A 24,370-nucleotide genomic window follows, 5' to 3' on the forward strand; every position below is an offset into this window, starting at 1 on the left:
AAGGCGCTTGCGCTTTTTGTTCCTGAAGAGTTTATTTGGGTTTCAATTATGCGGTTGTTTTAGCCAGGAAAGGTGCCCATACATGGGAAGAAAGCCACTCATAAGGGTATCTTTAGCCAGGAAAGGTGCCCTTAGGTGGGAAGAAAGCCACCTCTAAGGATTTCTTTGGCCACAAAAGGTGTCCTTACACAGCTGAAAAGCCACCCATAAGGGCACATTTAGGCTTGGCAGGCACTACCCCTCCGAAGCCACACTTCCGCTATTATTTATTGAATCTTGTTATTCCTGCTGATATAATCAACATTAGTGTACATGCGCGAGTATAGTAGGAGTGGACGTAATGAACAGAGAAGATAGACTTAATAGACAAAGCAAAATACGTAATTTCTCGATTATCGCCCATATTGACCATGGTAAGTCGACGTTGGCTGACCGTATCCTTGAGAAGACGAATGCATTGTCTGCACGTGAAATGAAGGATCAGCTTCTGGATTCGATGGATCTTGAGCGTGAGCGCGGAATAACGATAAAACTGAATTCAGTACAATTGAAGTATAAGGCGAAGGATGGGGAAACTTACACCTTCCATCTGATTGATACTCCTGGGCACGTAGACTTCACCTACGAGGTTTCCCGAAGCCTGGCAGCATGTGAGGGAGCGGTTCTTGTTGTCGATGCAGCACAGGGGATTGAGGCACAGACATTGGCGAACGTATACCTTGCAATCGACAATGATCTTGAAATCGTGCCAGTCATCAATAAAATCGATTTGCCCAGTGCGGATCCTGAGCGTGTAAGGAATGAAATTGAAGATGTGATTGGGTTGGATGCTTCTGAAGCAGTACTTGCATCTGCTAAAGCGGGTATTGGGATTGAGGATATTCTTGAGCAAATCGTTGAGAAGGTCCCTGCCCCACAAGGAGACCCGGAAGCTCCATTAAAAGCATTGATCTTCGACTCATTGTATGATGCATATCGAGGCGTAGTTGCTTATATCCGTGTCGTCGATGGTACGGTAAAAGTTGGCGACAAAATCAAGATGATGGCGACAGGCAAAGAATTTGAAGTAATGGAAGTTGGAGTATTCACTCCAAAAGCTACTCCTGCAGGTGAACTGACTGTCGGAGATGTAGGGTTCTTGACTGCTGCAATCAAAAACGTTGGCGACACACGTGTCGGTGACACAATCACGAATGCGAAAAACGGCGCCTCTGAACCGCTTCCAGGTTATCGCCGCCTAAACCCAATGGTATATTGCGGATTATATCCAATTGATTCTGCTAAATTCAACGACTTGAGGGAAGCACTCGAAAAACTTGAGCTCAACGATTCAGCACTTCAATTCGAACCAGAAACGTCACAGGCATTAGGCTTTGGATTCCGCTGTGGATTCCTTGGACTTCTTCATATGGAAATCATCCAGGAGCGAATCGAACGTGAATTCAAAATTGATTTGATCACGACAGCGCCAAGTGTTATCTATGATGTAATCATGACTGATGGTACTGAAATTAGGGTAGACAACCCGTCTAACATGCCTGACCCTCAGAAGATTGACCGTGTTGAAGAGCCTTATGTAAAAGCAACTATGATGGCACCGAATGACTATGTGGGAGCAATCATGGAGCTTTGCCAGCAAAAGCGTGGCATCTTCATCGATATGCAATACATGGATGAAACACGTGTCAGCATTGTTTACGAAATCCCGCTGTCAGAAATCGTTTATGATTTCTTCGATCAGCTAAAATCGAGCACGAAAGGCTATGCTTCTTTCGATTATGAACCAATCGGCTACAAGCTTCCAAGCTAGTGAAGATGGATATCCTGCTTAACGCTGAAAAAGTTGACGCATTGAGCTTCATCGTTCACAAAGACTTTGCTTATGAACGTGGAAAGATAATCGTAGATAAGCTTAAAGACCTTATTCCACGACAGCAATTTGAGGTGCCTATCCAGGCAGCGATCGGACAGAAAATCGTTGCCCGTTCGACAATCAAGGCGATGCGTAAAAACGTATTGGCGAAGTGTTACGGTGGGGATATCTCCCGTAAACGTAAGCTCCTTGAGAAGCAAAAAGAAGGTAAAAAGCGCATGAAGCAAGTCGGTTCCGTAGAAGTTCCGCAGGAGGCCTTCATGGCAGTCCTGAAAATGGACGAGAACAATACAAAGAAGTAAAATAGCAGGGGAGGCTAGATATGCTTGTTAAAGCAAGCGATTCTGGCCTCTTTTTTCAATAATTCATTCAGAAAAAATTGAGCTGAATCCTGGCATGAAAAGCCACTTTAGGAAGTGAACAAAATGAAAGCAACTTATATCCATATCCCTTTCTGCCATCATATTTGCCATTACTGCGACTTTAACAAGGTATTCATGAAGGGGCAGCCGGTTGATGAATACCTGGAGGCGCTTGAAAAGGAAATGAGCCTGTCGGTAAACAAACAAGTAATGGAAACGGTGTTTGTCGGGGGCGGCACACCAACTGCCTTAAACGAAAAACAATTGGAGAAGCTTGTTTCAGCAGTAAACAGACAGCTTAATATAGACACCAATACGGAATACACTTTTGAAGCAAACCCGGGCGACCTGTCAAAAGAAAAGCTGGCTATCCTGAAGAATGCTGGTGTCAATCGTCTGAGTTTCGGAGTACAGACTTTTAATGATGAACTTTTAAAAAAAATCGGCCGCAGCCATCGGGCGAAGGATGTATTTGCATCAATTGAGAATGCAAAAACAGCAGGCTTCGATAATATCAGCATCGACCTGATTTACAGCCTTCCAGGGCAGACAAAGCAGGATTTCAAAGAATCAATCCAAACAGCCCTCGGATTAGGACTGGTTCATTATTCCGGATATTCGTTAATCATCGAACCGAAAACAGTATTCTACAATTTACTGCAAAAAGGCAAGCTCCCGCTACCAGGTGAGGATGCGGAAGCAGAAATGTATGAAACACTAATGGAGCAAATGGAAAACGGCGGTCTTAGGCAATATGAGATCAGCAATTTCGCTGTCCCAGGGTTCGAAAGCAGACACAACCTTACCTATTGGAACAACGAAGAGTATTATGGGTTCGGTGCTGGCGCTCATGGATATGTCGATGGAATCAGGCAGTCTAATTTTGGTCCATTAAAAAAATATATGGAGCCTTTATCCAATGGGGAACTCCCGATCATGGATGCTCACATGGTTACAATCGAGGAAAAAATGGAAGAGGAAATGTTCCTCGGACTGCGAAAGACTGAAGGTGTCTCGATTCGACACTTCGAGGAAAAATTCGGCCAGAATCCGCTGGATTTATTTGAAAGTCAAATCAAGGATTGGTCTGCGAAAGGCCTTCTGAAAAGTGATGGAGATAAAATCTCACTAACAAGGCAGGGGTGCCTTCTCGGCAATGAAGTTTTTCAATCATTCATCGGGGTATCAAATCATTGACATCCTCAGCGTTTATTGATAAATTATTTTTAGAATTAGCACTCGTTCTTATAGAGTGCTAACAGAGGTGATGATGTTGTTAACAGATCGTCAGGTGCTCATTTTGCAGGTGATTGTTGATGACTTTATTCGTTCAGCTCAACCCATAGGTTCAAGGAGCTTGTCGAAAAAGGAAGAAATTAATTTCTGTTCGGCGACAATCCGAAATGAAATGGCGGATTTGGAGGATATGGGGTTCATTGAAAAAACCCATACATCCTCTGGAAGGATTCCGTCCGAGAAGGGATATCGTTTCTATGTGGATAACCTTCTGCTGCCGCAAAAAGTAAATCATTCAGATATGGCAGCCGTTAAATCGATTTTTGCCGAACGGATATACGAGCTAGAAAAAATCGTGCAGAAATCAGCGAAAATCCTGTCTGAAATGACGAATTATACTTCTATTGTTTTAGGTCCGGCTGTTAAGGACAACAGATTGAAAAAGCTTCAGATCGTTCCGTTGACAAAGGACACGGCGATTGCCATTATCGTGACAGACACTGGGCATGTTGAAAACAGGATGTTCAATTTCCCTACAAGTGTCGATCCTTCTGATGTTGAGAAAATGGTCAACATCCTAAACGAACGGTTGGCAGGAGTCCCGCTTACCAGCCTTAATTCTAAAATTTACAAGGAGATTGCTATGCTGTTGCGCCAGCATATCAGCAGCTATGATACTCTCCTGCACTCGATTGCGGACACTCTCAACCTGCCTTCGCATGAAAAAGTCTTTTTTGGCGGTAAGACCAACATCCTAAGTCAGCCAGAATTCAATGATGTTGACAAGATCCGAAGCCTTATGAACATGATTGAACATGAGGACGGGTTATATCAACTGATCAAACAAAATCCGGCAGGGATTAACGTAAGAATTGGCACGGAAAATGATAACTCAGCGATGGAAAATTGCAGCCTCATAACTGCAACCTATGCAATTGGCGAAGAGAAATTGGGGACAATTGCGGTTTTAGGTCCAACACGTATGGAGTATTCACGTGTCATCAGCTTGCTCCAATTGATCAGCACTGATTTGTCGAAGGTGCTGACTGACCTGTATCAAAATAAATAGGCATGGAAATATTGATTAAGGGTGGAGCAGCCTGTTCCATCCTGAATCGTTATGTGTTTTCTGCTGAAGCATGTTTGCTTCGTTGAAATATGAACCAATCCAGGCAAATTGGAACAGTGTGGCATTAGTTGCCGCATTACTTTGAGGGAGGTGAGTTAACGTGACAGAAGAGAGAAATACTGAGCAAGAATTGAACAGCCAGACGGAAGAAGAAACGGTTGAGGAAGTTTTTGCTGAAAATGAAGCTTCTGAAAATACTGAAGAGATGCCAGCTCAAGATCCATTAGAGCAAAAAGTGGCTAAACTAGAAGGAAAGCTTGAGGAAGCCGACAACCGTTACTTGCGCCTTCAGGCTGATTTTGACAACTTCCGCCGCCGTTCAAGAATTGAACTTGAAGCGAGCGCTAAATATAGAGCCCAGAGCATTATTTCCGATCTGCTTCCAGCAATCGACAACTTCGAGCGTGCTTTGAAGATGGAAGTGGACAATGAACAGGCTAAATCCTTAAACAGGGAGTTGAAATGGTGTACCGCAGCTTGCTTGATGCCCTTAAAAATGAAGGCGTTGAAGTAATAGAAGCTGTTGGCAAGGAATTTGACCCGCATCTTCACCAGGCTGTTATGCAGGCTGAAGAAGAAAATTTCGGTCCTAACATTGTTGTGGAAGAATTCCAAAAAGGCTATATGCTAAAGGACCGCATCATTCGTCCAGCAATGGTGAAAGTGAACCATTAACAGTGGAATCAGGGCTCTTTTCGAGGGGGCTCCTGAGTGAAAATTGAATTAATATGTGCTTGTGAAAGCAACAAAGTGTACGAAAAAAGCCTACATAAATGAACCAGGAGGTATTTGAAAATGAGTAAAATCATTGGTATTGACTTAGGAACAACTAACTCTTGTGTTGCCGTACTAGAAGGCGGCGAACCAAAGGTAATCCCAAATCCAGAAGGAAACAGAACTACTCCTTCTGTTATCGCGTTCAAAAATGGCGAGCGCCAGGTTGGTGAAGTGGCAAAACGCCAGGCAATCACTAACCCTAACACAATCATCTCTATCAAGCGTCACATGGGTACAGACCATAAAATTGAAGCGGAAGGCAAAGAATATTCACCGCAGGAATTATCAGCAGTTATTCTTCAATATTTGAAGTCTTATGCTGAAGACTATCTTGGTGAGCCTGTAACAAAAGCAGTTATCACTGTTCCTGCATACTTCAACGATGCAGAACGCCAGGCAACTAAGGATGCTGGAAGAATCGCAGGTCTTGAAGTTGAACGTATCATCAACGAACCAACAGCGGCAGCACTTGCTTACGGCCTTGATAAAATGGATGAAGACCAGACAATCCTTGTTTATGACCTTGGCGGCGGTACTTTCGACGTTTCCATCCTTGAACTTGGCGATGGTGTATTCGAAGTTAAGTCCACTGCAGGTGACAACCGTCTTGGCGGTGACGACTTCGACCAGGTCATCATTGACTATTTGGTAGAACAATTCAAGAAAGAAAATGGCATTGACCTTTCAAAAGATAAGATGGCTCTTCAGCGTCTAAAAGATGCTGCTGAAAAAGCAAAGAAGGATCTTTCTGGTGTAACTTCTACACAGATTTCCCTTCCATTCATCACTGCTGGAGAAGCTGGACCGCTTCACCTGGAAGTGAACCTGACTCGCGCTAAATTTGAAGAGCTTTCTGCAGGTTTGGTTGAACGTACAATGGGTCCAACTCGCCAGGCACTTAAAGATGCAGGCCTAAGTCCATCAGAGCTTGATAAAGTTATCCTTGTCGGCGGATCTACACGCATCCCGGCTGTGCAAGAAGCTATCAAGAAGGAAACTGGACAAGACCCTCACAGAGGTGTAAACCCTGATGAAGTGGTAGCAATGGGCGCAGCGATCCAGGGTGGCGTTATCTCTGGTGACGTAAAGGATGTCGTTCTTCTTGACGTTACTCCGCTTTCACTTGGTATCGAAACAATGGGCGGCGTATTCACAAAGCTGATCGATCGCAATACAACAATTCCTACTTCGAAGTCACAGGTATTCTCAACGGCTGCTGACAACCAGACTGCTGTTGATATCCACGTGCTTCAAGGTGAGCGTTCAATGGCATCTGCCAATAAGACACTTGGACGTTTCCAATTGGCTGATATTCCGCCAGCACCACGCGGAGTACCTCAAATCGAAGTAACCTTCGATATCGATAAGAACGGTATCGTTAACGTACGTGCTAAAGACCTTGGCACAAACAAAGAACAGCAGATCACAATCAAGTCATCTACTGGTCTTTCTGATGAAGAAATCGACCGCATGGTAAGAGAAGCGGAAGAAAACGCTGAAGCGGACAAGAAGCTTAAAGAAGAAGTAGAACTTCGCAACGAAGCTGACCAGCTAGTATTCACTGCCGAAAAGACTATGAAAGATCTGGAAGGCAAGGTAGATGAAGAAGAAGTCAAAAAAGCAAACGAAGCTAAAGACGAGCTGAAGGCTGCAATCGAAAAAGGTGAAATTGAAGAAATCCGCACAAAGAAGGATGCACTACAAGAAATCGTTACAAACCTAAGCGTCAAGCTCTACGAAGAAGCTGCCAAGCAACAGCAGGCACAACAAGGCGCAGAAGGTCAAGAAGGAACGAAGAAAGACGACAACGTCGTAGACGCAGAATTCGAAGAAGTAAATGACGATAAATAAACTGTCATAACACCAAAAAGTCAAAGTCAGGTCATACTTGGCTTTGGCTTTTTGTTTGTATGTTTGTTTTGTAGAATATGAATAGTAAAAACTAAGTTGAGTTAGCAACGGATAGATAATAAAACAGAAACAAAATAACGCATATCCAGATATTTTAAATATTGCGTATGAATGTACGGGAATGTTAGAATTATCTTTATGTGAAAAGATTCGGGAGTGGTAATCATGAGTAAACGGGATTACTATGAAGTCCTCGGAGTCAGTAAATCGGCTTCGAAGGATGAAATAAAGAAAGCTTACCGCAAGCTTTCTAAAAAATTCCATCCGGACATCAATAAAGAGCCGGGAGCAGATGAAAAATTCAAAGAAGTAAAAGAAGCGTATGAGGTATTGAGCGATGATCAAAAGCGCGCTCATTATGACCAGTTCGGCCATGTTGACCCTAACCAGAGCTTTGGCGGCGGAGGCGATTTCGGCGGCGGTTTTGGCGGTTTCGAAGATATTTTCAATTCCTTCTTCGGCGGCGGGGGCGGCAGACGCCGTGATCCGAATGCGCCAAGACAGGGTGCCGACCTTCAGTACACAATGACGTTGAAATTCGAGGAAGCTGTATTTGGCAAGGAAACCGATATCGAGATTCCTCGTGAGGAAGAATGCGATACTTGTGATGGAACTGGTGCAAAACCGGGTACTAAAGTGGATACATGTAAACACTGTCATGGAAGCGGCCAGATCAGCGTTGAACAAAATACACCATTTGGGCGTATCGTTAACCGCCGTGTGTGTCATTACTGTAATGGAACCGGTAAGGAAATCAAAGAAAGATGTTCAACATGCTCAGGTACTGGGAAGGTTACCAGAAGGAACAAGATTCATGTTAAAATCCCGGCTGGTGTCGATGATGGCCAGCAGCTGAGAGTAGCAGGAAAAGGAGAAGCCGGTATCAATGGCGGCCCTGCAGGGGACCTTTATATTGTCTTCCATATAAGGTCACATGAATTCTTTGAGCGTGACGGCGATGACATTTACTGTGAAATGCCGATCACATTTGTCCAGGCATCACTTGGGGATGAAGTCGAAGTTCCTACATTGCATGGCAAAGTGAAACTGAAAGTTCCAGCGGGAACACAGACGGGCACGAAATTCCGCCTGAAGGGCAAAGGTGTTCCGAACGTCCGCGGATATGGTACAGGAGACCAGCATATCCTGATCAAAATTGTGACTCCGACCAAGCTGTCTGAAAAGCAAAAGCAACTGCTGCGTGAGTTTGCCGAAGTAAGCGGACAGTCTCCTCTGGGAGAGCAAGAGGAAAGCTTTTTTTCAAAAGTAAAACGTGCCTTTAAAGGTGATTAATCGAATGGAGTGGGTATAAATGAAATGGTCTGAAATCAGCATTTTAACTACAAATGAAGCGGTTGAGCCGATTTCCAATATCCTGCACGAAGCAGGCGCGAGCGGAGTTGTTATCGAAGATCCGCTGGAGCTTGAAAAGGAGAGAGAGGATCAGTTCGGAGAGATATACCAGCTCAATCCAGACGATTATCCCGAAGAAGGAGTCATTGTAAAAGCTTATCTGCCGGTAAATAGTTTCCTTGGTGAGACAGTAGATGAAATTAAAGAAGCGATCAATAACCTTATTATCTACAATATTGATATCGGGCTGAATAAAGTATCAATCAGTGAAGTGAATGAAGAAGAGTGGGCAACTGCCTGGAAGAAGTACTACAACCCTGTGAAAATTTCCGAGAAGTTCACGATTGTTCCAACCTGGGAGGATTACACTCCAGTTAACACGGATGAATTAATCATCGAGCTTGACCCGGGTATGGCATTCGGTACAGGAACCCACCCGACAACTGTAATGTGTATCCAGGCGCTGGAAAGAACAGTCCAGCCTGGCGACCGCGTAGTGGATGTTGGAACAGGTTCAGGTGTACTCAGTATTGCAGCGGCTAAACTGGGTGCGGGAAAAGTGGAAGCGATGGACCTGGATGATGTCGCAGTGCAGGTTGCAAAACTCAACCTGAAGCTGAACAAAGTCCACGATGTTGCAACCATTTCACAAAACAACCTTCTGGATGGTGTTGCAGAAGGAGCGGACATTGTCGTTGCGAATATCCTTGCGGAAGTTATCTTGCGTTTGCTGACGATGCAGGCAAGGTCGTGAAAAATGGCGGATATTTCATTACATCCGGGATCATTCAGCAAAAGAAAGAAGTCGTCAAGGATGCAATGATCAATGCAGGTTTTGAAATAGAAGAGATTATTTCTATGGAAGACTGGGTTGCGATCATCAGTAAAAAGAAATAATGTGGAAAAGGGGAAAAGCTTAACCCCTTTTTTCTGTCTTATGTTAAAAAAACAGCTTTATTCGAAAGCAGGTGCTGTGGTGCAGCGGTATTTTATTGAGGAACTAGGAAATGTAGAGCAATTCAATATTAGCGGCGATGATTATCATCACATTGTACGTGTTATGAGGATGAAGGCTGGGGACGAAATCATCTGTGTCACACCTACGGGCAAAAGTGCTGTTTGCCAGATTGAAGAAATTACCGATGATATTGTTATGGCAAACGTTGTAAAATGGGAGGAAGGGACTACGGAGCTTCCGGTCCATGTTGTGATAGCGAGCGGTCTGCCCAAAGGGGATAAGCTCGAATTGATTATTCAGAAGGGTACTGAACTCGGTGCCTATGAATTTGTCCCTTTTACCGCATCCCGCTCAATCGTTAAATGGGACGGCAAGAAAGCTGCCAAAAAGGTTGAACGCTGGCAGAAGATTGCCAAGGAAGCTGCAGAGCAGTCCCATCGCAGCTATGTTCCAGAAGTGAAAGAACCGGTCAATCTTAAAGATCTGATCAAAGCAAGCGATGAGTATACTTATAAGCTGGTTGCTTATGAGGAAAAATCGCGGGAAGGCGAAGCTTCGGTCTTTTCTTCTACTCTCGCAAAATTGGGAGAAGGCAACAGCCTCCTGATTGTATTTGGTCCCGAGGGAGGACTAACCTCGGAGGAAGTTGACCTTTTAAATAAGAATGGATTTATAGCTTGTGGTCTTGGGCCGCGCATCTTGCGTACAGAAACAGCACCGCTATATGCCTTGTCTGCTGTTTCCTATCATTTTGAATTATTGGGGTGAAGAAAATGCCTACAGTTGCTTTTCATACATTAGGTTGCAAGGTTAACCATTACGAAACAGAAGCCATTTGGCAGTTATTTAAGGAACAAGGATACGAGAGAGTGGATTTTGAGTCTACTTCAGATGTTTATGTCATCAACACATGTACGGTAACGAATACAGGAGACAAGAAGAGCCGCCAGGTCATCCGCCGAGCTGTCCGTAAGAATCCGGACGCTGTTATTTGTGTTACCGGCTGCTACGCGCAAACGTCGCCAGCAGAAATCATGGCGATTCCTGGCGTTGATATCGTTGTCGGAACACAGGACCGCGTAAAAATGCTACAGTATATCGAACAGTACAAGCAAGAGCGCCAGCCAATCAATGCCGTTGGCAACATCATGAAGAACCGTGTATATGAAGAGCTTGATGTACCTGCATTTACAGACCGTACAAGGGCTTCCTTGAAAATCCAGGAAGGCTGCAATAACTTTTGTACTTTCTGTATCATTCCTTGGGCACGCGGTTTGATGAGATCCCGTGACCCACAGGAAGTCATCCGCCAGGCTCAGCAGCTTGTCGATGCAGGTTATAAGGAAATCGTTCTTACAGGCATCCATACAGGCGGCTATGGTGAAGATATGAAAGACTACAACCTTGCTTCACTGCTTAGAGATCTAGAGGCACAAGTTAAGAGCATAAAGCGTCTGCGCATTTCTTCTATTGAAGCCAGCCAGATTACGGATGAAGTAATCGAGGTAATTGATCAATCCAACATTATTGTCCGTCACTTGCACATCCCGCTTCAATCTGGTTCTGACACAGTGTTGAAGCGCATGCGCCGCAAATACACGATGGAGTTTTTCGGTGAGCGTCTTGACCGGCTTAAGGAAGTATTGCCAGGTCTCGCGGTTACTTCCGATATTATCGTTGGTTTCCCGGGTGAAACGGAAGAAGAGTTCATGGAAACTTATAATTTCATCAAGAAGCACAAATTCTCAGAGCTGCATGTCTTCCCATATTCAAAACGGACAGGCACTCCTGCTGCAAGAATGGAAGACCAGGTGGACGAAGACGTGAAGAACGAACGCGTTCACAGGCTGATTGAACTTTCCAACCAGCTTGCAAAGGAATATGCTTCCCAGTTTGAAAATGAAGTACTTGAAGTAATTCCTGAAGAAATCTACAAGGAAGAGCCAGATAGCGGACTTTATGTAGGTTATACAGACAACTATTTGAAAGTTGTTTTCCCTGCTACCGAAGACATGATCGGCAAAATTGTGAAGATCAAGATTATCAAAGCAGGCTACCCCTACAACGAAGGGCAATTTGTCCGGGTAGTGGAAGATGAAGCTGTAGCTGAACAAGCTGTTATGTAGTTGAATGTGAAAGAGCTGGCAAAAATGCCAGCTCTTTTTTGAATCTAGGGTTGATATAGTTAGATATCGACGACATTTTAAAAATATATCAGGGGAAATATAATATATCGACCACAACTTAGAACATATCGACCACATTTTAAGATATTTCAACCACATTTTAAAATAATTCGACCACATCTCAAGATAATTCGACCACATTTCCGGTTTTTTCGTCCAAATTAGATTTTCAACCACTAACTACGTTCCTCTTTCCCATGAATGAATTCAATCATCCTTCCAAATTTCTCAGCAACTGGAAGAACGAGTAGCGAAGCGATTACGTTGTATACGACGCTGACATGCGCCAGTTGGACTTCGGGTCTTGTGGTTGTCATCGGAGCCAATGCAGCTATTTGATCTATGAAAGGGTATAAGACTGCAGCGCCTGCGATATTCAGCCATACGTGAGCCAACGCTGTAAGCCTGGCCTCTTTGCCGGCACCAATGGATGCCAGCATGGCGGTAATGCAAGTTCCTATATTGGCACCAAGCATCGCAGCAATAGCTGAATTCATGCTTAATGTCCCTTCAGATAGAAAGCCCATGATGATTCCAGTCATCGCGGTACTGGATTGGATCATAGCCGTTACAACTGTACCTGTAAAAATGCTCATCAAATGGCTGTTGTTCAGGTTGGTAAGTGCCAGCTCCACAATTGGCAGGCTGGTCACAGGGTCGGCGAGGAAGGTGAAGCCGCGCATTGCAGCAAAAACAGCAGCCATCCCAAAAGAAATCGCACCGATGTTCTGCCATGTTCTATTTCTTAATACCATTAAAATTGCACCAACAACAGCAAACGGCACGATAAAAGCGTCGATATTGAAAGTAATGATTTCAAGAGTGAAGGTTGTCCCAATGTTTGATCCAAGAATGATTCCGATTGATTGCGAGAATTTCAGCAGACCGGCAGAAATCAATCCGATTGTGATGACCATGACAGCTGAACTGCTGTGCAAAAGTGCGGTCACTACCGCCCCGGCAATCAAGCCTTTTAGTGGTGTATCTGTCATGACGGCCAGCCAGTTCTTCATTCTGCTGGCGGAAAGTTCGAACAGACCCTTTCGAAGCAATGTCATGCCACCGATGAAGACAGCGAGAAATAATAGGAAAAATAATAGATAGACCATTGGACTCCCCCTCCTATTTAAATGTATGAAAAGAAGGACAAGACATGCTAACAAAATTTGTTGCCTGTAGGTTATCCTGCAAAAGTACATAATGTAAAAACAAGGGCTAATTACAGTTGACCTCATGCCAGTGTTATATTATAATTGCAAGGTACATGGTTTCCATGTGTTTTGGTGTTAGTGTGTTGTGCTCGGAGGGAGGGAAAGAGAATGTCTAAAACTGTCGTTCGTAAAAACGAATCGCTTGAAGATGCTCTTCGACGCTTCAAACGTACTGTATCTAAATCAGGTACTATCCAAGAAGCTAGAAAGCGCGAATTCTACGAAAAACCTAGTGTGAAGCGTAAGAAAAAATCTGAAGCTGCTAGAAAACGCAAGTTCTAAGAGAGGGTGGAATTAACTTGAGCCTGCTCGAGCGTTTAAATAATGATATGAAACAAGCGATGAAGAACAAAGAAAAGGACAGACTCACGACGATTCGGATGATCAAAGCATCCCTGCAAAACGAAGCGATAAAGTTCGGCAAGCAGGAATTATCCGAAGAAGAAGAGTTAACTGTACTTTCTCGTGAAGTGAAACAACGCAAAGATTCCCTCCAGGAATTTGAAAAAGCTGGTCGTCAAGACCTTGTTGAAAAGATACAAACAGAACTAATGCATGTCGAAATTTACATGCCACAGCAGCTTAGCGAAGAAGAAGTGACGGCAATCGTCAAAGAAGCTATCGCGGAGACCGGTGCGGCATCAAAAGCCGATATGGGTAGAGTAATGGCTGTCCTTATGCCTAAAGTAAAAGGTAAAGCAGACGGATCTCTCGTTAATAAACTTGTACAACAACACCTTTCATAAGAAGCTCGAAGGCCGCGGGATATTCTTGCGGCCTTTTAAGCGTATACTTAAAGGTGTCCCGGCACGATGGTATGTTGGTTAATATACATATATTTATTGATAAAAATTCACACTTGAATCAGTGTCCAATCTTAGTTAAAGAATTTGAAAATCATTGAAACCTTTTGTGGTTCAAATGCGTATTACCATTATGGCCTTATTTTATAGAATGGAGGTGCCGAATTGAAAATCAAATCAGTGATTGCGAGCATCATCATCCTCTTGTCACTGGCCAGTCTGATTAATCCGTTCAATGCTGCTGCGGATGAAAAAGTTGTCTACGTGGTGCCGATTGCAGAAACAGTCGAAAAGGGCCTGCTTGCCTTCCTTGAAAGAGCTGTGGAGGAGGCGGAAGAGGCAGGTGCGGAAGCAATCATTTTTGATGTGCATACACCTGGTGGAGTCGTTGATGCCGCTGACGGGATAGGAAAACTTTTGACAGGCACTGACTTGAAAACAGTCGCCTTTGTCAATAAAAAAGCGTTATCCGCGGGTGCGTATATTTCCCTGAACACAGATGAGATTTATATGGTTCCTGGAGCTACCATGGGGTCGGCTGCAATCATAGACCAGCAGGGCAATACTGCTGGAAAGAAAGCGGAGTCATACTGGATTGCTGCCATGAAAGCGGCGGCGGTTGAGAGTGGCAGGGATCCGATATATGCCCAGGCGATGGCTGATGAAAGCGTCGATCTTTCAGAACTAGGGGCAGGCAAGGGTGAGCTGCTGACTCTTACGGCAGATCAGGCACTTGAAGTGGGCTATTCAGAAGGAACGGTAAAAAACCTCAATGAGTTATTGGAAAAACTCGGTTTTGAGGATGCAGAAATCAGGAATGTGAATGAAACTTTTGCTGAAAAGCTGGCGAGATTCATAACACACCCAGTTGTTATCCCGATTTTAATGACGATCGGAAGCTTAGTTGGTGCTTGAGTTGTACTCTCCAGGATTTGGTCTGCCAGGAATTGCAGGCTTGTCAGCTTTGCTTTTATTCTTCTACGGCCATATGGTTGCTGGTCTTGCAGGTTTTGAAACGCTGATTTTGTTCGCGCTTGGTGTTGGGCTTATATTGCTTGAGTTGTTCATTCCAGGTGGAATAGCTGGAATTATTGGTTTAATAGCTATTTTTGCAAGCTTTTTTATGGCATCTGATAATGTGGTCCATATGGGGATTTCGTTACTGATCGCCTTACTGCGTCAATCGTTTTATCTATTTTAATGATAAGGGTGTTTGGAAAAAGGATGAAATTTTCAGAAGAATCATACTGACAGATTCAACAAGCACTGAAAAGGGTTATGTATCCAATAAAAACCGCCTTGAGTTGATTGGCGTAGAAGGAATCACATTGACTCCCCTCAGACCTTCAGGAACCATCGTTGTTGAGGATGAACGCATTGATGCAGTCAGTGAGGGCGGATTTATTGCAAAGGATAAGAAAGTCAGGATTGTAAAGACGGAAGGCTCGAGAATTGTGGTCAGAGAGATTACAGATATCTAATGTGTTCTTTCATTGAATTGTACATTGAGGTATTCTTGCCACGACGAATCGATAACAAGTAGAGATAAAAACCATTGCCTTTGAGTTCATTTGGTACAATTAAGAAGATTCAAAGAATATGGAATAATATTTTTTAGGAGGCAATTCATATGGATGCAAGTACAGCATTTGTTTTAGTAGCAATCGCACTTGGGATTATATTCCTTGGTGTATTGCTGACATTCGTACCGGTAATGCTATGGATTTCAGCATTAGCGGCAGGTGTCAGGGTCAGCATTTTCACACTGATTGGTATGAGGTTAAGAAGGGTTATCCCAAGCAGGGTCATCAATCCGATGATCAAGGCGCATAAAGCGGGGTTGAATGTCACAACGAACCAGCTTGAAAGCCACTATCTTGCTGGAGGTAACGTAGACAGGGTTGTAAATGCCCTGATTGCTGCACACCGTGCGAATATTGAGCTTTCATTCGAAAGAGCGGCAGCGATTGACCTTGCCGGCCGTGATGTATTAGAAGCGGTACAAATGAGTGTAAATCCCAAAGTAATTGAAACACCATTCATCGCCGGTGTGGCTATGGATGGAATCGAAGTAAAAGCTAAAGCAAGAATCACCGTAAGAGCAAACATCGACAGACTTGTCGGGGGTGCTGGTGAAGAGACTATTGTTGCCCGTGTAGGTGAAGGGATTGTATCGACAATTGGTTCTTCTGGCAACCATAAAAAAGTGTTAGAGAATCCGGATATGATATCACAAACGGTTCTTTCCAAAGGACTGGATGCAGGGACTGCTTTCGAGATTCTATCGATTGATATTGCGGACGTTGATATCGGCAAAAATATCGGAGCCGAGCTTCAGACAGAGCAGGCGGAAGCGGACAAGAAAATTGCCCAGGCAAAAGCCGAAGAGCGTCGCGCTATGGCAGTAGCTCAAGAACAGGAAATGAAAGCGCGCGTCGAGGAAATGAGAGCGAAGGTCGTCGAGGCCGAAGCAACTGTACCTTTGGCAATGGCGGAAGCGCTGCGTGAAGGCAACATAGGTGTGATGGATTATATGAATATCCAGAATATCGAAGCGGACACAGATATGAGAGGATCCATTGGCAAACTTTCAAACAATAAAAAAGATGACAAAAATAATAACTGATGCGAGAACCCGTTAAAAGAAAGGGGGGCTCCTCATGGAAATTTTATTTGAATTGTTCAGTAATCCTATAGCCCTGTTTATTCTGATTGGGGTCATCTCCAGTCTTTTCAATAAAAAGAAGCAGGACGGCCAGCAGCCGCAGCGCCGTCCGGTAAGGCCGCCCGGACCGATGCAACAGCAACAGCAGCCGGGACCAGCAAGGCAGCCTCGTCCTGCGCCTGCCAGGAGGCAGCCGGCAGAAGCTAGGGTTGAGCAAATGCCTGAAGTCGATGAAGGCTACGGGCCCCATTATGGCAGGGACACAGAACGAAGCCGGGAATCAGAGAAGCACGTCCCGGGTGAAACTGGTGTTGAAATCATCAACGATCTCCAGAAGGTATATTTGGAAAGAAAGCTTCGGTCTGAGGAGCAGATGAACGAACAAAGTTCTAGTAAAGGCCGCATGTCTGCAGGTGAATCATCGGGACGATTGAAGCAAACAAGAGAACAAAAAGAACCAGAAGTTGTCTTCCAGCCAGACAGGGACACCTTATTAGAGGGTTTGATTTGGGCTGAGGTTCTTGGTAAACCAAGGGCTAAAAGACCACACAACCCGCTCCGAAGATATTAGGCATAGTAATTGGCTATCGTTTTGGAATAATGAGTATCCATAAAGTTAAAAATGGTGCTAGAACCTCCTTTTTTCTCATACATATGAGATGAAAGGGGGTTCTTTTTTATGGCAAAAAAATGGAGCCAGTATGTACGCAAATGGATGACACAAAAAATGGATCTTCCTCAGGATGTCATGATGGATCTCCCTAGAATCACGATGATTGGGCATGTCCATATTTATATAGAGAATCATAGGGGTCTGCTTGCTTTTTCCGATGGAGAAGTGCGGTTGATGATTAAAGGGGGCCAGCTTCTCGTCAAAGGAAAAGCATTTGTAATCAAGACAATTTTACCTGAAGAAATCTTACTCGAAGGAAAAATAGATCAGGTTATATATATAAATGAGTGATTGAGGGGGAGACGAATGAAAAACCAATGGATTCACACCTTTTCTGGCACTGTCAAGGTGAAATTGACTGGAAGGGGTATTGAAAGATTTTTAAATCAGTTAACACGCAATGGTGTTTCGATATGGAACGTGAAAAAACATGGATCCGAGGCCGTCACCTTTTATGTTAATCTGCAGGATATTAAAAAGCTGAGAGTTCCAGCAAGGGAAAGTAATTGCAAAATCAGGTTTTTAGAGAGGGCGGGTGGCCCTTTCTTTTTAAGGAAATTATGGACAAACAGTGGATTTTTGGCGGGTGCATTTTTATTTTTTGCGTTAATGATGCTTCTTTCAAACATGGTTTGGGGTATAGAAATAAAAGGGGCGAGCCCGGCGACCGAACACCAGATTCGCAAGGAATTGGACAGGATGGGGATTGCGTCGGTAAATTGCAGTTTTCTATTGATAGTGTGGAGAGTATCCAAAAGGAACTGACAGATAAAGTAGGAGCCTGACCTGGATAGGTGTGGAGCTGAAAGGGACGACCTATCATTTCAAGCTGTTGAAAAGAGTGAGCCGGAAAAAGCAGAAGTAATTGGGCCGAGGAACCTGGTAGCAAAAAGGAAAGCAGCCATCGTCAAAATCTTCGTAGAAAAAGGCGAACCGGTTGTTGAGGTGAATGATTATGTTATGCCAGGCCAGCTTCTTGTTTCAGGTCTATATGGAAATGAAGATGATCTGAAGGTTGTGGCGGCTGAAGGTGAAATCCTTGGCGAGACTTGGTATTCAACGAAGGTGGAGTTGCCATTGAAAAGTACGTTCCAGGTCTACAATGGCAATGAAAAAAAGAAATATTCCCTCATGATTGCCGGTAAGGCCTTACCTGTCTGGGGATTCGGAAAACCTGATTTCAGTGAGTATGAAATAGAAGTGACGGAACAGCCTGTAAGATTTTTTAAATGGGAACTTCCTGTGAAGGTTGAAAAAAAGACTATCAGGGAGCGGGAACAGGTCACACGGATCTATTCGAGGAAGGAAGCAATAGACAGTGCAAAAGAATTAGCAAGAAAGGATATAAAAAACTACCTTCCTGAAAATGCTATCATTAAAGGGGAAAAAATTTTACATCAATCAATTGAGAATGATAAAGTAAAGCTAACCACACATTTTACAATCATTGAAGATATAGCTGAAGGACAACCAATTATCAAGGAGACTGAGAATGACAGAAGACTTAAAAACGATGGAAATACAACTAGCGAACCCAACTGAAGCCATTTCATTATTCGGCAATGCAGATATGAACCTTAAGCTGATTGAACAGGAACTGGGTGTCTCGATCGTGACCCGGGGAGAGGCAGTAGGAATCTCGGGACCTGAGGACAAGGTTGAGCTAGCCAGGGCTGTTTTGAACAATCTGCTTGCTGTTATCCGAAAAGGAATCAGTATTAGCCAGAGAGAAGCTGTTTACGCAATCCAAATGGCCGAAAAGGGTACCTTGGAATATTTCAAGGATTTATATGATGAAGAAATCAGTAAAAACGTTAAGGGTAAGTCGATCAGGGTCAAGACTCTTGGCCAAAGACACTATATCAATGCCATCAAAAGCCGCGACCTTGTTTTTGGCATTGGACCTGCTGGTACTGGTAAAACATATCTTGCGGTGGTTATGGCAGTCACAGCACTTAAGAATGGTACTGTCACCAAGATTATCTTAACCAGACCAGCCGTAGAGGCAGGAGAAAGTCTTGGCTTCCTTCCAGGGGACTTGAAGGAGAAGGTAGACCCTTATCTCCGCCCATTATATGATGCACTGCACGATATCCTGGGAACTGAACATACATTGCGCCTGATTGAGAGAGGGACAATTGAAATTGCACCACTCGCCTATATGAGGGGGAGGACACTCGATGATGCATTTGTGATCCTGGACGAGGCACAGAATACAACTCACGCCCAGATGAAGATGTTCCTGACTCGACTGGGATTTGGGTCTAAAATGATCATTACTGGAGACACGTCCCAGATTGATTTGCCAAAGGGTGCAAAATCAGGATTGGTTGAAGCTGAAAGAGTCATAAAGGATGTCTCTGGAGTCTCTTTTGTGCACCTTGAACAAGCTGATGTTGTTCGGCATCCGCTTGTCGGCCGAATCATTGAAGCATATGGTAAAAATGAATAAATATCTTAGTCCGCTCTTGGTAAACGAGGGCGGACTTTTGCTTTCAAGAGTGTTTGAAAAGCAATAATAGGAAGCAAAGAATCTTTTCTTCCTCTTGTCTTGCCCGGCAGATGGGACTAATTTTAAATAGAGGTGAAACTTTAGAGAAAAACTGATATGATGGTACATAAAGTTAGGCATATTTCCCAGTTATTCTCAAACTGGCTTTATTTGTTTAATAAATATTTACGTCACGGCGCTTGCGCTTTTCACTTTATAAAAGTATGAACTTTTGAAATTAGATTAGTGTCTAGCTCCAGCACCTTGCCCCTCGATCGTTTCGGTCCGCCCAATGAAGTCAAAGAGCGACTTCACTGGTCGGCCCTCTGAGGCACACGACGTGCCAACCGCCAGCCACACGATGTGGCGTTATAGGCGGGCAACGCTTGTCGGGGCTGACCAAGGCGCTTGCGCTTTTCGATTAGGAGGGCTGTATATGGATAAGCTGCAGGTCCAGTTAACTGCCATTTTGAACTTGTTGAATATAAAAATCTTTCGGATTTTATTATTTTTGCTGATTGGTGTCGTGATGTATTCCGCGATGTACAACAATGTAAAGCCTGAAAAGCTTAATTTGAAGCTATTCTCTGTGGCAGAGAAAACCATCAGGTCCCCTATTACAATTGAGGATAAAGAAAGCACTGAAGCGGACCGCAGGAAAGCGGTCGAACAAGTCAAGGATGTTTACCGAGTCAAGAGTGAATATGCACAGAATAGTTGATTTGGTCACTTCCATTTTCGGTTCTGTTTCAGAAGTCAATGAGGAAGTGCAGGCAGAGATCGACCAGAAGAAAAAAGCAGCTGAAGAGGCAGATGTAGAAGATAAGCCTGTTCCAGAAGGTCCTTCGAAGGAAGAAAAACTGGCTATGTTAAAAACGAAGTTGACCGAGAATGAAACGAAAAGCTTATCTGATGAAGTGTTCTTTGCTCTGCTTCAAGCTTCGAAGGAGGAACTGCTGGTTGCCAAAGACCTTACTGTTACAGCTATCAACAATACGATGAAACGCAGTGTTCCAGCAGATGAAGTAGAGAATGCAAAACTCAACGTAGAGGAAGAATTAAGGTATACAAGTTTAAGCAGCAGTTTAAAGAAAGCTGTTATCGAACTCGGCCGCTATGCTGTCGTCCAGAATGAGTTCTACGATCCAGAAGCAACTGAAGATCAGCGTCAGCAGGCTATGGACAGTGTTGAACCTGTCAGGATCCTCGAAGGGCAAATTCTTGTCGACGAAGGGCAGCTCATCAGCAGGGATGTCTATAAAAAGCTCCAACTTGTAGGTCTGTTAGAAAGTGAAAACTCCTATAAGCCTTTTATCGGGCTGGCTATGCTCGTGGCGTTAGTTCTATTTGCGCTGTTTGTCATTTTCAACGAAATGGAAAACGTTGATAAAAAGCAGAAGAACCTTTTGATATTCAGCATTATTTTTATTACCTCCATATTGTTGATGAAGATGGTCAGCCTTTTCGACGAATTCGAATACTCGGAAATCGGCTATATTTTCCCTGCAGCAATGGGAGCGATGTTGATCAAGATTTTGATCAATGAAAGACTGGCTTTGTTTCAGATGGCAATTCTTGCGATCAGCGGGACAATCATCTTTAATGAAGGTATTACCGGAACCTTGAATGTCACCATAGGAGTTTATATTTTAATCAGCGGACTGGCGGCAATATTATTCTTACAGAAACAGAGCAGACGGTCAAAGATTCTACAGGCAGGTCTGAGTGTCTCGGTCGTAAATCTGATTGTTATTCTTTCGATTCTGTTTTTAAGGAACAGCCAATATTCCGGACTTGAATATGGTTTTTATTTTATCGCAGCGTTCGTTTCAGGGATTGTTTCAGCAGTATTGACGATTGGTTTGCTGCCATTTTTTGAAGCTGGGTTTGGTATACTTTCAACTTTAAGGCTGATCGAGCTATCCAATCCAAACCACCCGCTTTTAAGGAAGATCCTTACGGAAGCTCCTGGAACTTACCATCATAGTGTTATGGTGGCTAATTTATCAGAAGCGGCATGTGAGGCGATAGGGGCTAACGGGCTTCTTGCAGGGTTGGGTGCTATTACCATGACATCGGAAAGACGAAACGTCCGCAATTCTTTATTGAAAACCAGATTAACATGGATAATCCGCACGATAAATTGCCGGCGTTGACAAGTAAAAATATCATCATCGCCCATGCGACTGACGGAGCTGAGATGCTGCGCAAGCATCGGATGCCAAAAGAAATCATTGATATTGCAGAACAGCACCATGGAACCACGTTGCTAAAATTCTTTTACCATAAAGCGAAGCAAAGCGGGCAGGAAGTTAAAGAGGAGGATTTCCGCTATCCTGGACCGAATCCGCAAACGAAAGAGTCTGCGGTCATTGGGATTGCGGATAGTGTTGAAGCTGCTGTGCGTTCGATGGCGCACCCGACCCATGAACAAATTGAAAATTTGGTACACAATATAATTGGGGATCGGCTTCAGGATGGGCAGCTGAGTGAGTGTGATATTACGCTGAAAGAGCTGGATACCGTCGCTGATACACTTTGTGAAACATTAAAGGGAATCTTCCACTCAAGAATAGAATATCCAGAAATGAATAAGCAGAAGGTGAAGCAGGCATGAGTTTAGAGATCGATTTTATGGATGAAATAAATGAACTAACACAGGAAGAAATAAATGAAATAGAAAAATTGTTGAACTATACGGCAGAGAAAGAGAATGTCCAGGAGGGGAGCGAATTATCCGTTACCTTCGTGTCGAATGAAAGGATTCAGGAGATAAACCGTGAGTATCGTGACAAGGATCGCCCGACAGACGTGATTTCTTTCGCGCTGGAGGAGATGGGTGAAGGGGAGCTTGAAATAGTCGGTGATGATATCCCGAGGATTCTTGGCGATATCATCATTTCCATACCAAAAGCAAGAGAGCAGGCTGAAGAATATAACCATTCTTTCATGCGGGAACTTGGTTTCCTGGCGGTCCACGGTCTCCTGCATTTATTAGGATATGACCATATGAATGAACAGGATGAAAAACAGATGTTTGACAGACAAAAAGAAATTCTGGATGGGTATGGGCTTGGCCGCTGATAAACAGAGGAAGCATCCGTTGGCTTCATCATTCAAGTTTGGTTTCGAGGGAATTGTGGAAGCGGCAGCAAAGGAAAGAAATGTACGAATCCATCTGGCTATCTCCGTTTTCGTCATTGTATCAGGGTTTATTTTTTCGATTAATAAGTACGAATGGATTGCAATAATCCTATCCATTGGCGGAATGATTTCGATGGAAATGATGAATACGGCAATTGAAAGAACGGTTGATATGTACACGAAAGAATACCACCCGCTTGCTAAACAGGCAAAAGATATCGCGGCTGGTGCTGTCCTGGTGTTTGCGATGTCCAGTGTATTGATTGGTTTGATTATTTTTCTGCCAAGAATATTTGCATGGTTTAATTAGTTGTCCGTACTGGGCAACTTTTTTTGAAGGCCTTATTATTTATTTGTTTTTTCATCCATGGGAAGTACGATTAGAGAACGGGTTATCAGCAAGAAGTCCTTAAAAATTGGTGCTTATGGTGAACCAATTTGAAAACAGGGAAAAACTTAAGTAAAATATCATCACAGTGTAAAAACAGTGGTTGTATATTTTTTGAAAATTAAAAATTTTATATTTTTTTGCTACAAACGATGAAATCACACTGAAAATAAGTTAAAATAAAGTGGAGAAGGGAAATAAAGTATGAACTTTAATAATCAAGGCAACAACGAATCTCACAAATCAGGCTTCATCTCAATCATTGGAAGACCTAATGTAGGCAAGTCGACCTTTCTTAACAGGGTAATCGGGCAAAAAATTGCGATTATGAGCGATAAGCCGCAAACGACCCGCAATAAGGTTCAAGGTGTCCTGACACTCGATGATTCACAGCTGATTTTCATAGACACTCCAGGGATCCATAAACCAAAGCACCGTCTTGGCGATTTCATGATGAAGGTTGCACAGAATACTTTAAAAGAAGTAGATCTGGTATTATTTATGGTCAATGCTCAGGAAGGATATGGACGCGGGGAAGAATTTATCATTGAGAAACTACAAAATGTAAAAACTCCGGTTTTCCTTGTCATCAATAAAATTGACCTGATCCACCCAGATGAGTTGCTAAAATTAATTGAATCCTACAATGAAAAGTTCAATTTCGCTGAAATTGTTCCGATATCTGCTCTTGAAGGAAACAATGTCGAAAAGCTCCTGGAGCAAATCAAGGAGAAAATGCCTGAAGGGCCACAGTTTTATCCCGCTGACCAGGTAACGGACCATCCAGAACGTTTTATTGTTTCTGAACTGATCAGAGAAAAGGCGCTGCATCTGACAAGGGAAGAAATCCCACATTCACTTGCTGTTGTAATTGAAAAAATGGAACGCCAGCCCGAAAAAGAAATGGTGCATGTCATGGCCACAATCATTGTCGAGAGGGATTCGCAAAAGGGCATCATCATTGGCAAGCAGGGCGGTATGTTGAAGGAAATTGGCAAAAGGGCACGTCATGATATCGAGAATTTGCTCGGTACAAAAGTGTTTCTGGAATTATGGGTAAAGGTTCAGAAGGATTGGAGAAACAAGGCCACACAGCTTCGGGATCTTGGCTTCAGGGAAGATGAGTATTAAGCCTGTTTGGCAAATGCTCCCTCATTAACATATTAATGAGTTGCAAATATTATTCATAAATAGGATTAACAATTTTTAT

General features: G+C 43.5%; 16 protein-coding genes and 6 pseudogenes. 21 read left to right on the forward strand and 1 reads right to left on the reverse strand.

Translation table 11 applies throughout. From position 1 onward, the window contains the following. Positions 1-340: 340 nt before the first annotated feature. From lepA to mtaB, 9 genes and pseudogenes are all read left to right on the forward strand, one after another. Positions 341-2,175, forward strand: a pseudogene (lepA, locus tag JCM21738_RS12680) (translation elongation factor 4). A gap of 123 nt (positions 2,176-2,298) precedes the next feature. After that, a complete protein-coding gene (gene hemW / locus JCM21738_RS12685) occupies positions 2,299-3,432 on the forward strand; it encodes a radical SAM family heme chaperone HemW (protein WP_023627249.1) in 1,134 nt (377 codons plus the stop codon). A gap of 76 nt (positions 3,433-3,508) precedes the next feature. Then, entirely contained in the window at positions 3,509-4,540 is a 1,032-nt protein-coding gene (gene hrcA / locus JCM21738_RS12690) for a heat-inducible transcriptional repressor HrcA (RefSeq protein ID WP_031308365.1), read from the forward strand. 160 nt (positions 4,541-4,700) lie between these two features. Then, positions 4,701-5,275, forward strand: a pseudogene (grpE, locus tag JCM21738_RS12695) (nucleotide exchange factor GrpE). 120 nt (positions 5,276-5,395) lie between these two features. Continuing rightward, positions 5,396-7,228, forward strand: a complete 1,833-nt coding sequence (gene dnaK / locus JCM21738_RS12700) for a molecular chaperone DnaK (protein WP_023627252.1) — start codon at positions 5,396-5,398, stop codon at positions 7,226-7,228. Between the two features lie 225 nt (positions 7,229-7,453). Further along, on the forward strand, positions 7,454-8,581 hold the full coding sequence (gene dnaJ, locus JCM21738_RS12705; protein ID WP_023627253.1) for a molecular chaperone DnaJ: 1,128 nt from the start codon (positions 7,454-7,456) through the stop codon (positions 8,579-8,581). Positions 8,582-8,600: 19 nt separating this feature from the next. Continuing rightward, positions 8,601-9,538: pseudogene (gene prmA, locus JCM21738_RS12710) on the forward strand (50S ribosomal protein L11 methyltransferase). 79 nt (positions 9,539-9,617) lie between these two features. Continuing rightward, on the forward strand, positions 9,618-10,367 hold the full coding sequence (locus JCM21738_RS12715; protein WP_031308366.1) for a 16S rRNA (uracil(1498)-N(3))-methyltransferase: 750 nt from the start codon (positions 9,618-9,620) through the stop codon (positions 10,365-10,367). Between the two features lie 5 nt (positions 10,368-10,372). After that, complete coding sequence (gene mtaB, locus JCM21738_RS12720) at positions 10,373-11,725, forward strand: tRNA (N(6)-L-threonylcarbamoyladenosine(37)-C(2))-methylthiotransferase MtaB (RefSeq protein WP_023627256.1); 1,353 nt, start codon at positions 10,373-10,375, stop codon at positions 11,723-11,725. 236 nt (positions 11,726-11,961) lie between these two features. Here mtaB and JCM21738_RS12725 read toward each other — a convergent pair whose 3' ends face one another. Beyond that, positions 11,962-12,894, reverse strand: a complete 933-nt coding sequence (locus JCM21738_RS12725) for a Na/Pi symporter (RefSeq protein WP_023627257.1) — start codon at positions 12,892-12,894, stop codon at positions 11,962-11,964. A gap of 210 nt (positions 12,895-13,104) precedes the next feature. On the opposite strand from JCM21738_RS12725, the gene rpsU reads away from it, so the two are divergent. From rpsU to era, 12 genes and pseudogenes are all read left to right on the forward strand, one after another. Beyond that, entirely contained in the window at positions 13,105-13,278 is a 174-nt protein-coding gene (gene rpsU, locus JCM21738_RS12730; RefSeq protein ID WP_015595024.1) for a 30S ribosomal protein S21, read from the forward strand. 17 nt (positions 13,279-13,295) lie between these two features. Beyond that, positions 13,296-13,742, forward strand: a complete 447-nt coding sequence (locus JCM21738_RS12735) for a GatB/YqeY domain-containing protein (protein ID WP_023627258.1) — start codon at positions 13,296-13,298, stop codon at positions 13,740-13,742. 240 nt (positions 13,743-13,982) lie between these two features. Further along, positions 13,983-15,280, forward strand: a pseudogene (locus tag JCM21738_RS12740) (NfeD family protein). A gap of 149 nt (positions 15,281-15,429) precedes the next feature. Further along, positions 15,430-16,425, forward strand: a complete 996-nt coding sequence (gene floA / locus JCM21738_RS12745; protein WP_023627260.1) for a flotillin-like protein FloA — start codon at positions 15,430-15,432, stop codon at positions 16,423-16,425. A gap of 34 nt (positions 16,426-16,459) precedes the next feature. After that, the gene (locus tag JCM21738_RS12750) at positions 16,460-17,035 is read left to right on the forward strand and encodes a YqfB family membrane protein (protein ID WP_023627261.1); all 576 of its coding nucleotides are present in this window, start codon (positions 16,460-16,462) and stop codon (positions 17,033-17,035) included. Between the two features lie 108 nt (positions 17,036-17,143). Further along, positions 17,144-17,428, forward strand: a complete 285-nt coding sequence (yqfC, locus tag JCM21738_RS12755; RefSeq protein WP_023627262.1) for a sporulation protein YqfC — start codon at positions 17,144-17,146, stop codon at positions 17,426-17,428. 15 nt (positions 17,429-17,443) lie between these two features. After that, positions 17,444-18,679, forward strand: a pseudogene (yqfD, locus tag JCM21738_RS12760) (sporulation protein YqfD). Then, positions 18,630-19,589, forward strand: coding sequence for a PhoH family protein (locus tag JCM21738_RS12765; protein WP_023627264.1), 960 nt, complete (start codon positions 18,630-18,632; stop codon positions 19,587-19,589). The pseudogene yqfD and the gene JCM21738_RS12765 overlap by 50 nt, the downstream one beginning before the upstream one ends. A 475-nt stretch (positions 19,590-20,064) precedes the next feature. Then, positions 20,065-22,245: pseudogene (locus JCM21738_RS26755) on the forward strand (HD family phosphohydrolase). Beyond that, complete coding sequence (gene ybeY / locus JCM21738_RS12775; RefSeq protein WP_023627266.1) at positions 22,242-22,712, forward strand: rRNA maturation RNase YbeY; 471 nt, start codon at positions 22,242-22,244, stop codon at positions 22,710-22,712. Before JCM21738_RS26755 ends, ybeY begins: the two are co-directional and overlap by 4 nt. A gap of 19 nt (positions 22,713-22,731) precedes the next feature. Then, positions 22,732-23,082 (forward strand): diacylglycerol kinase family protein, encoded by a 351-nt coding sequence (locus tag JCM21738_RS12780; RefSeq protein WP_321172040.1) that lies wholly within the window; start codon positions 22,732-22,734, stop codon positions 23,080-23,082. Positions 23,083-23,364: 282 nt separating this feature from the next. Further along, a complete protein-coding gene (gene era / locus JCM21738_RS12785) occupies positions 23,365-24,291 on the forward strand; it encodes a GTPase Era (protein WP_023627268.1) in 927 nt (308 codons plus the stop codon). Positions 24,292-24,370: the final 79 nt, after the last annotated feature.

This window comes from Mesobacillus boroniphilus JCM 21738, from assembly GCF_000517385.1.
GTDB classification, from domain to species: Bacteria; Bacillota; Bacilli; order Bacillales; family Cytobacillaceae; genus Mesobacillus; species Mesobacillus boroniphilus.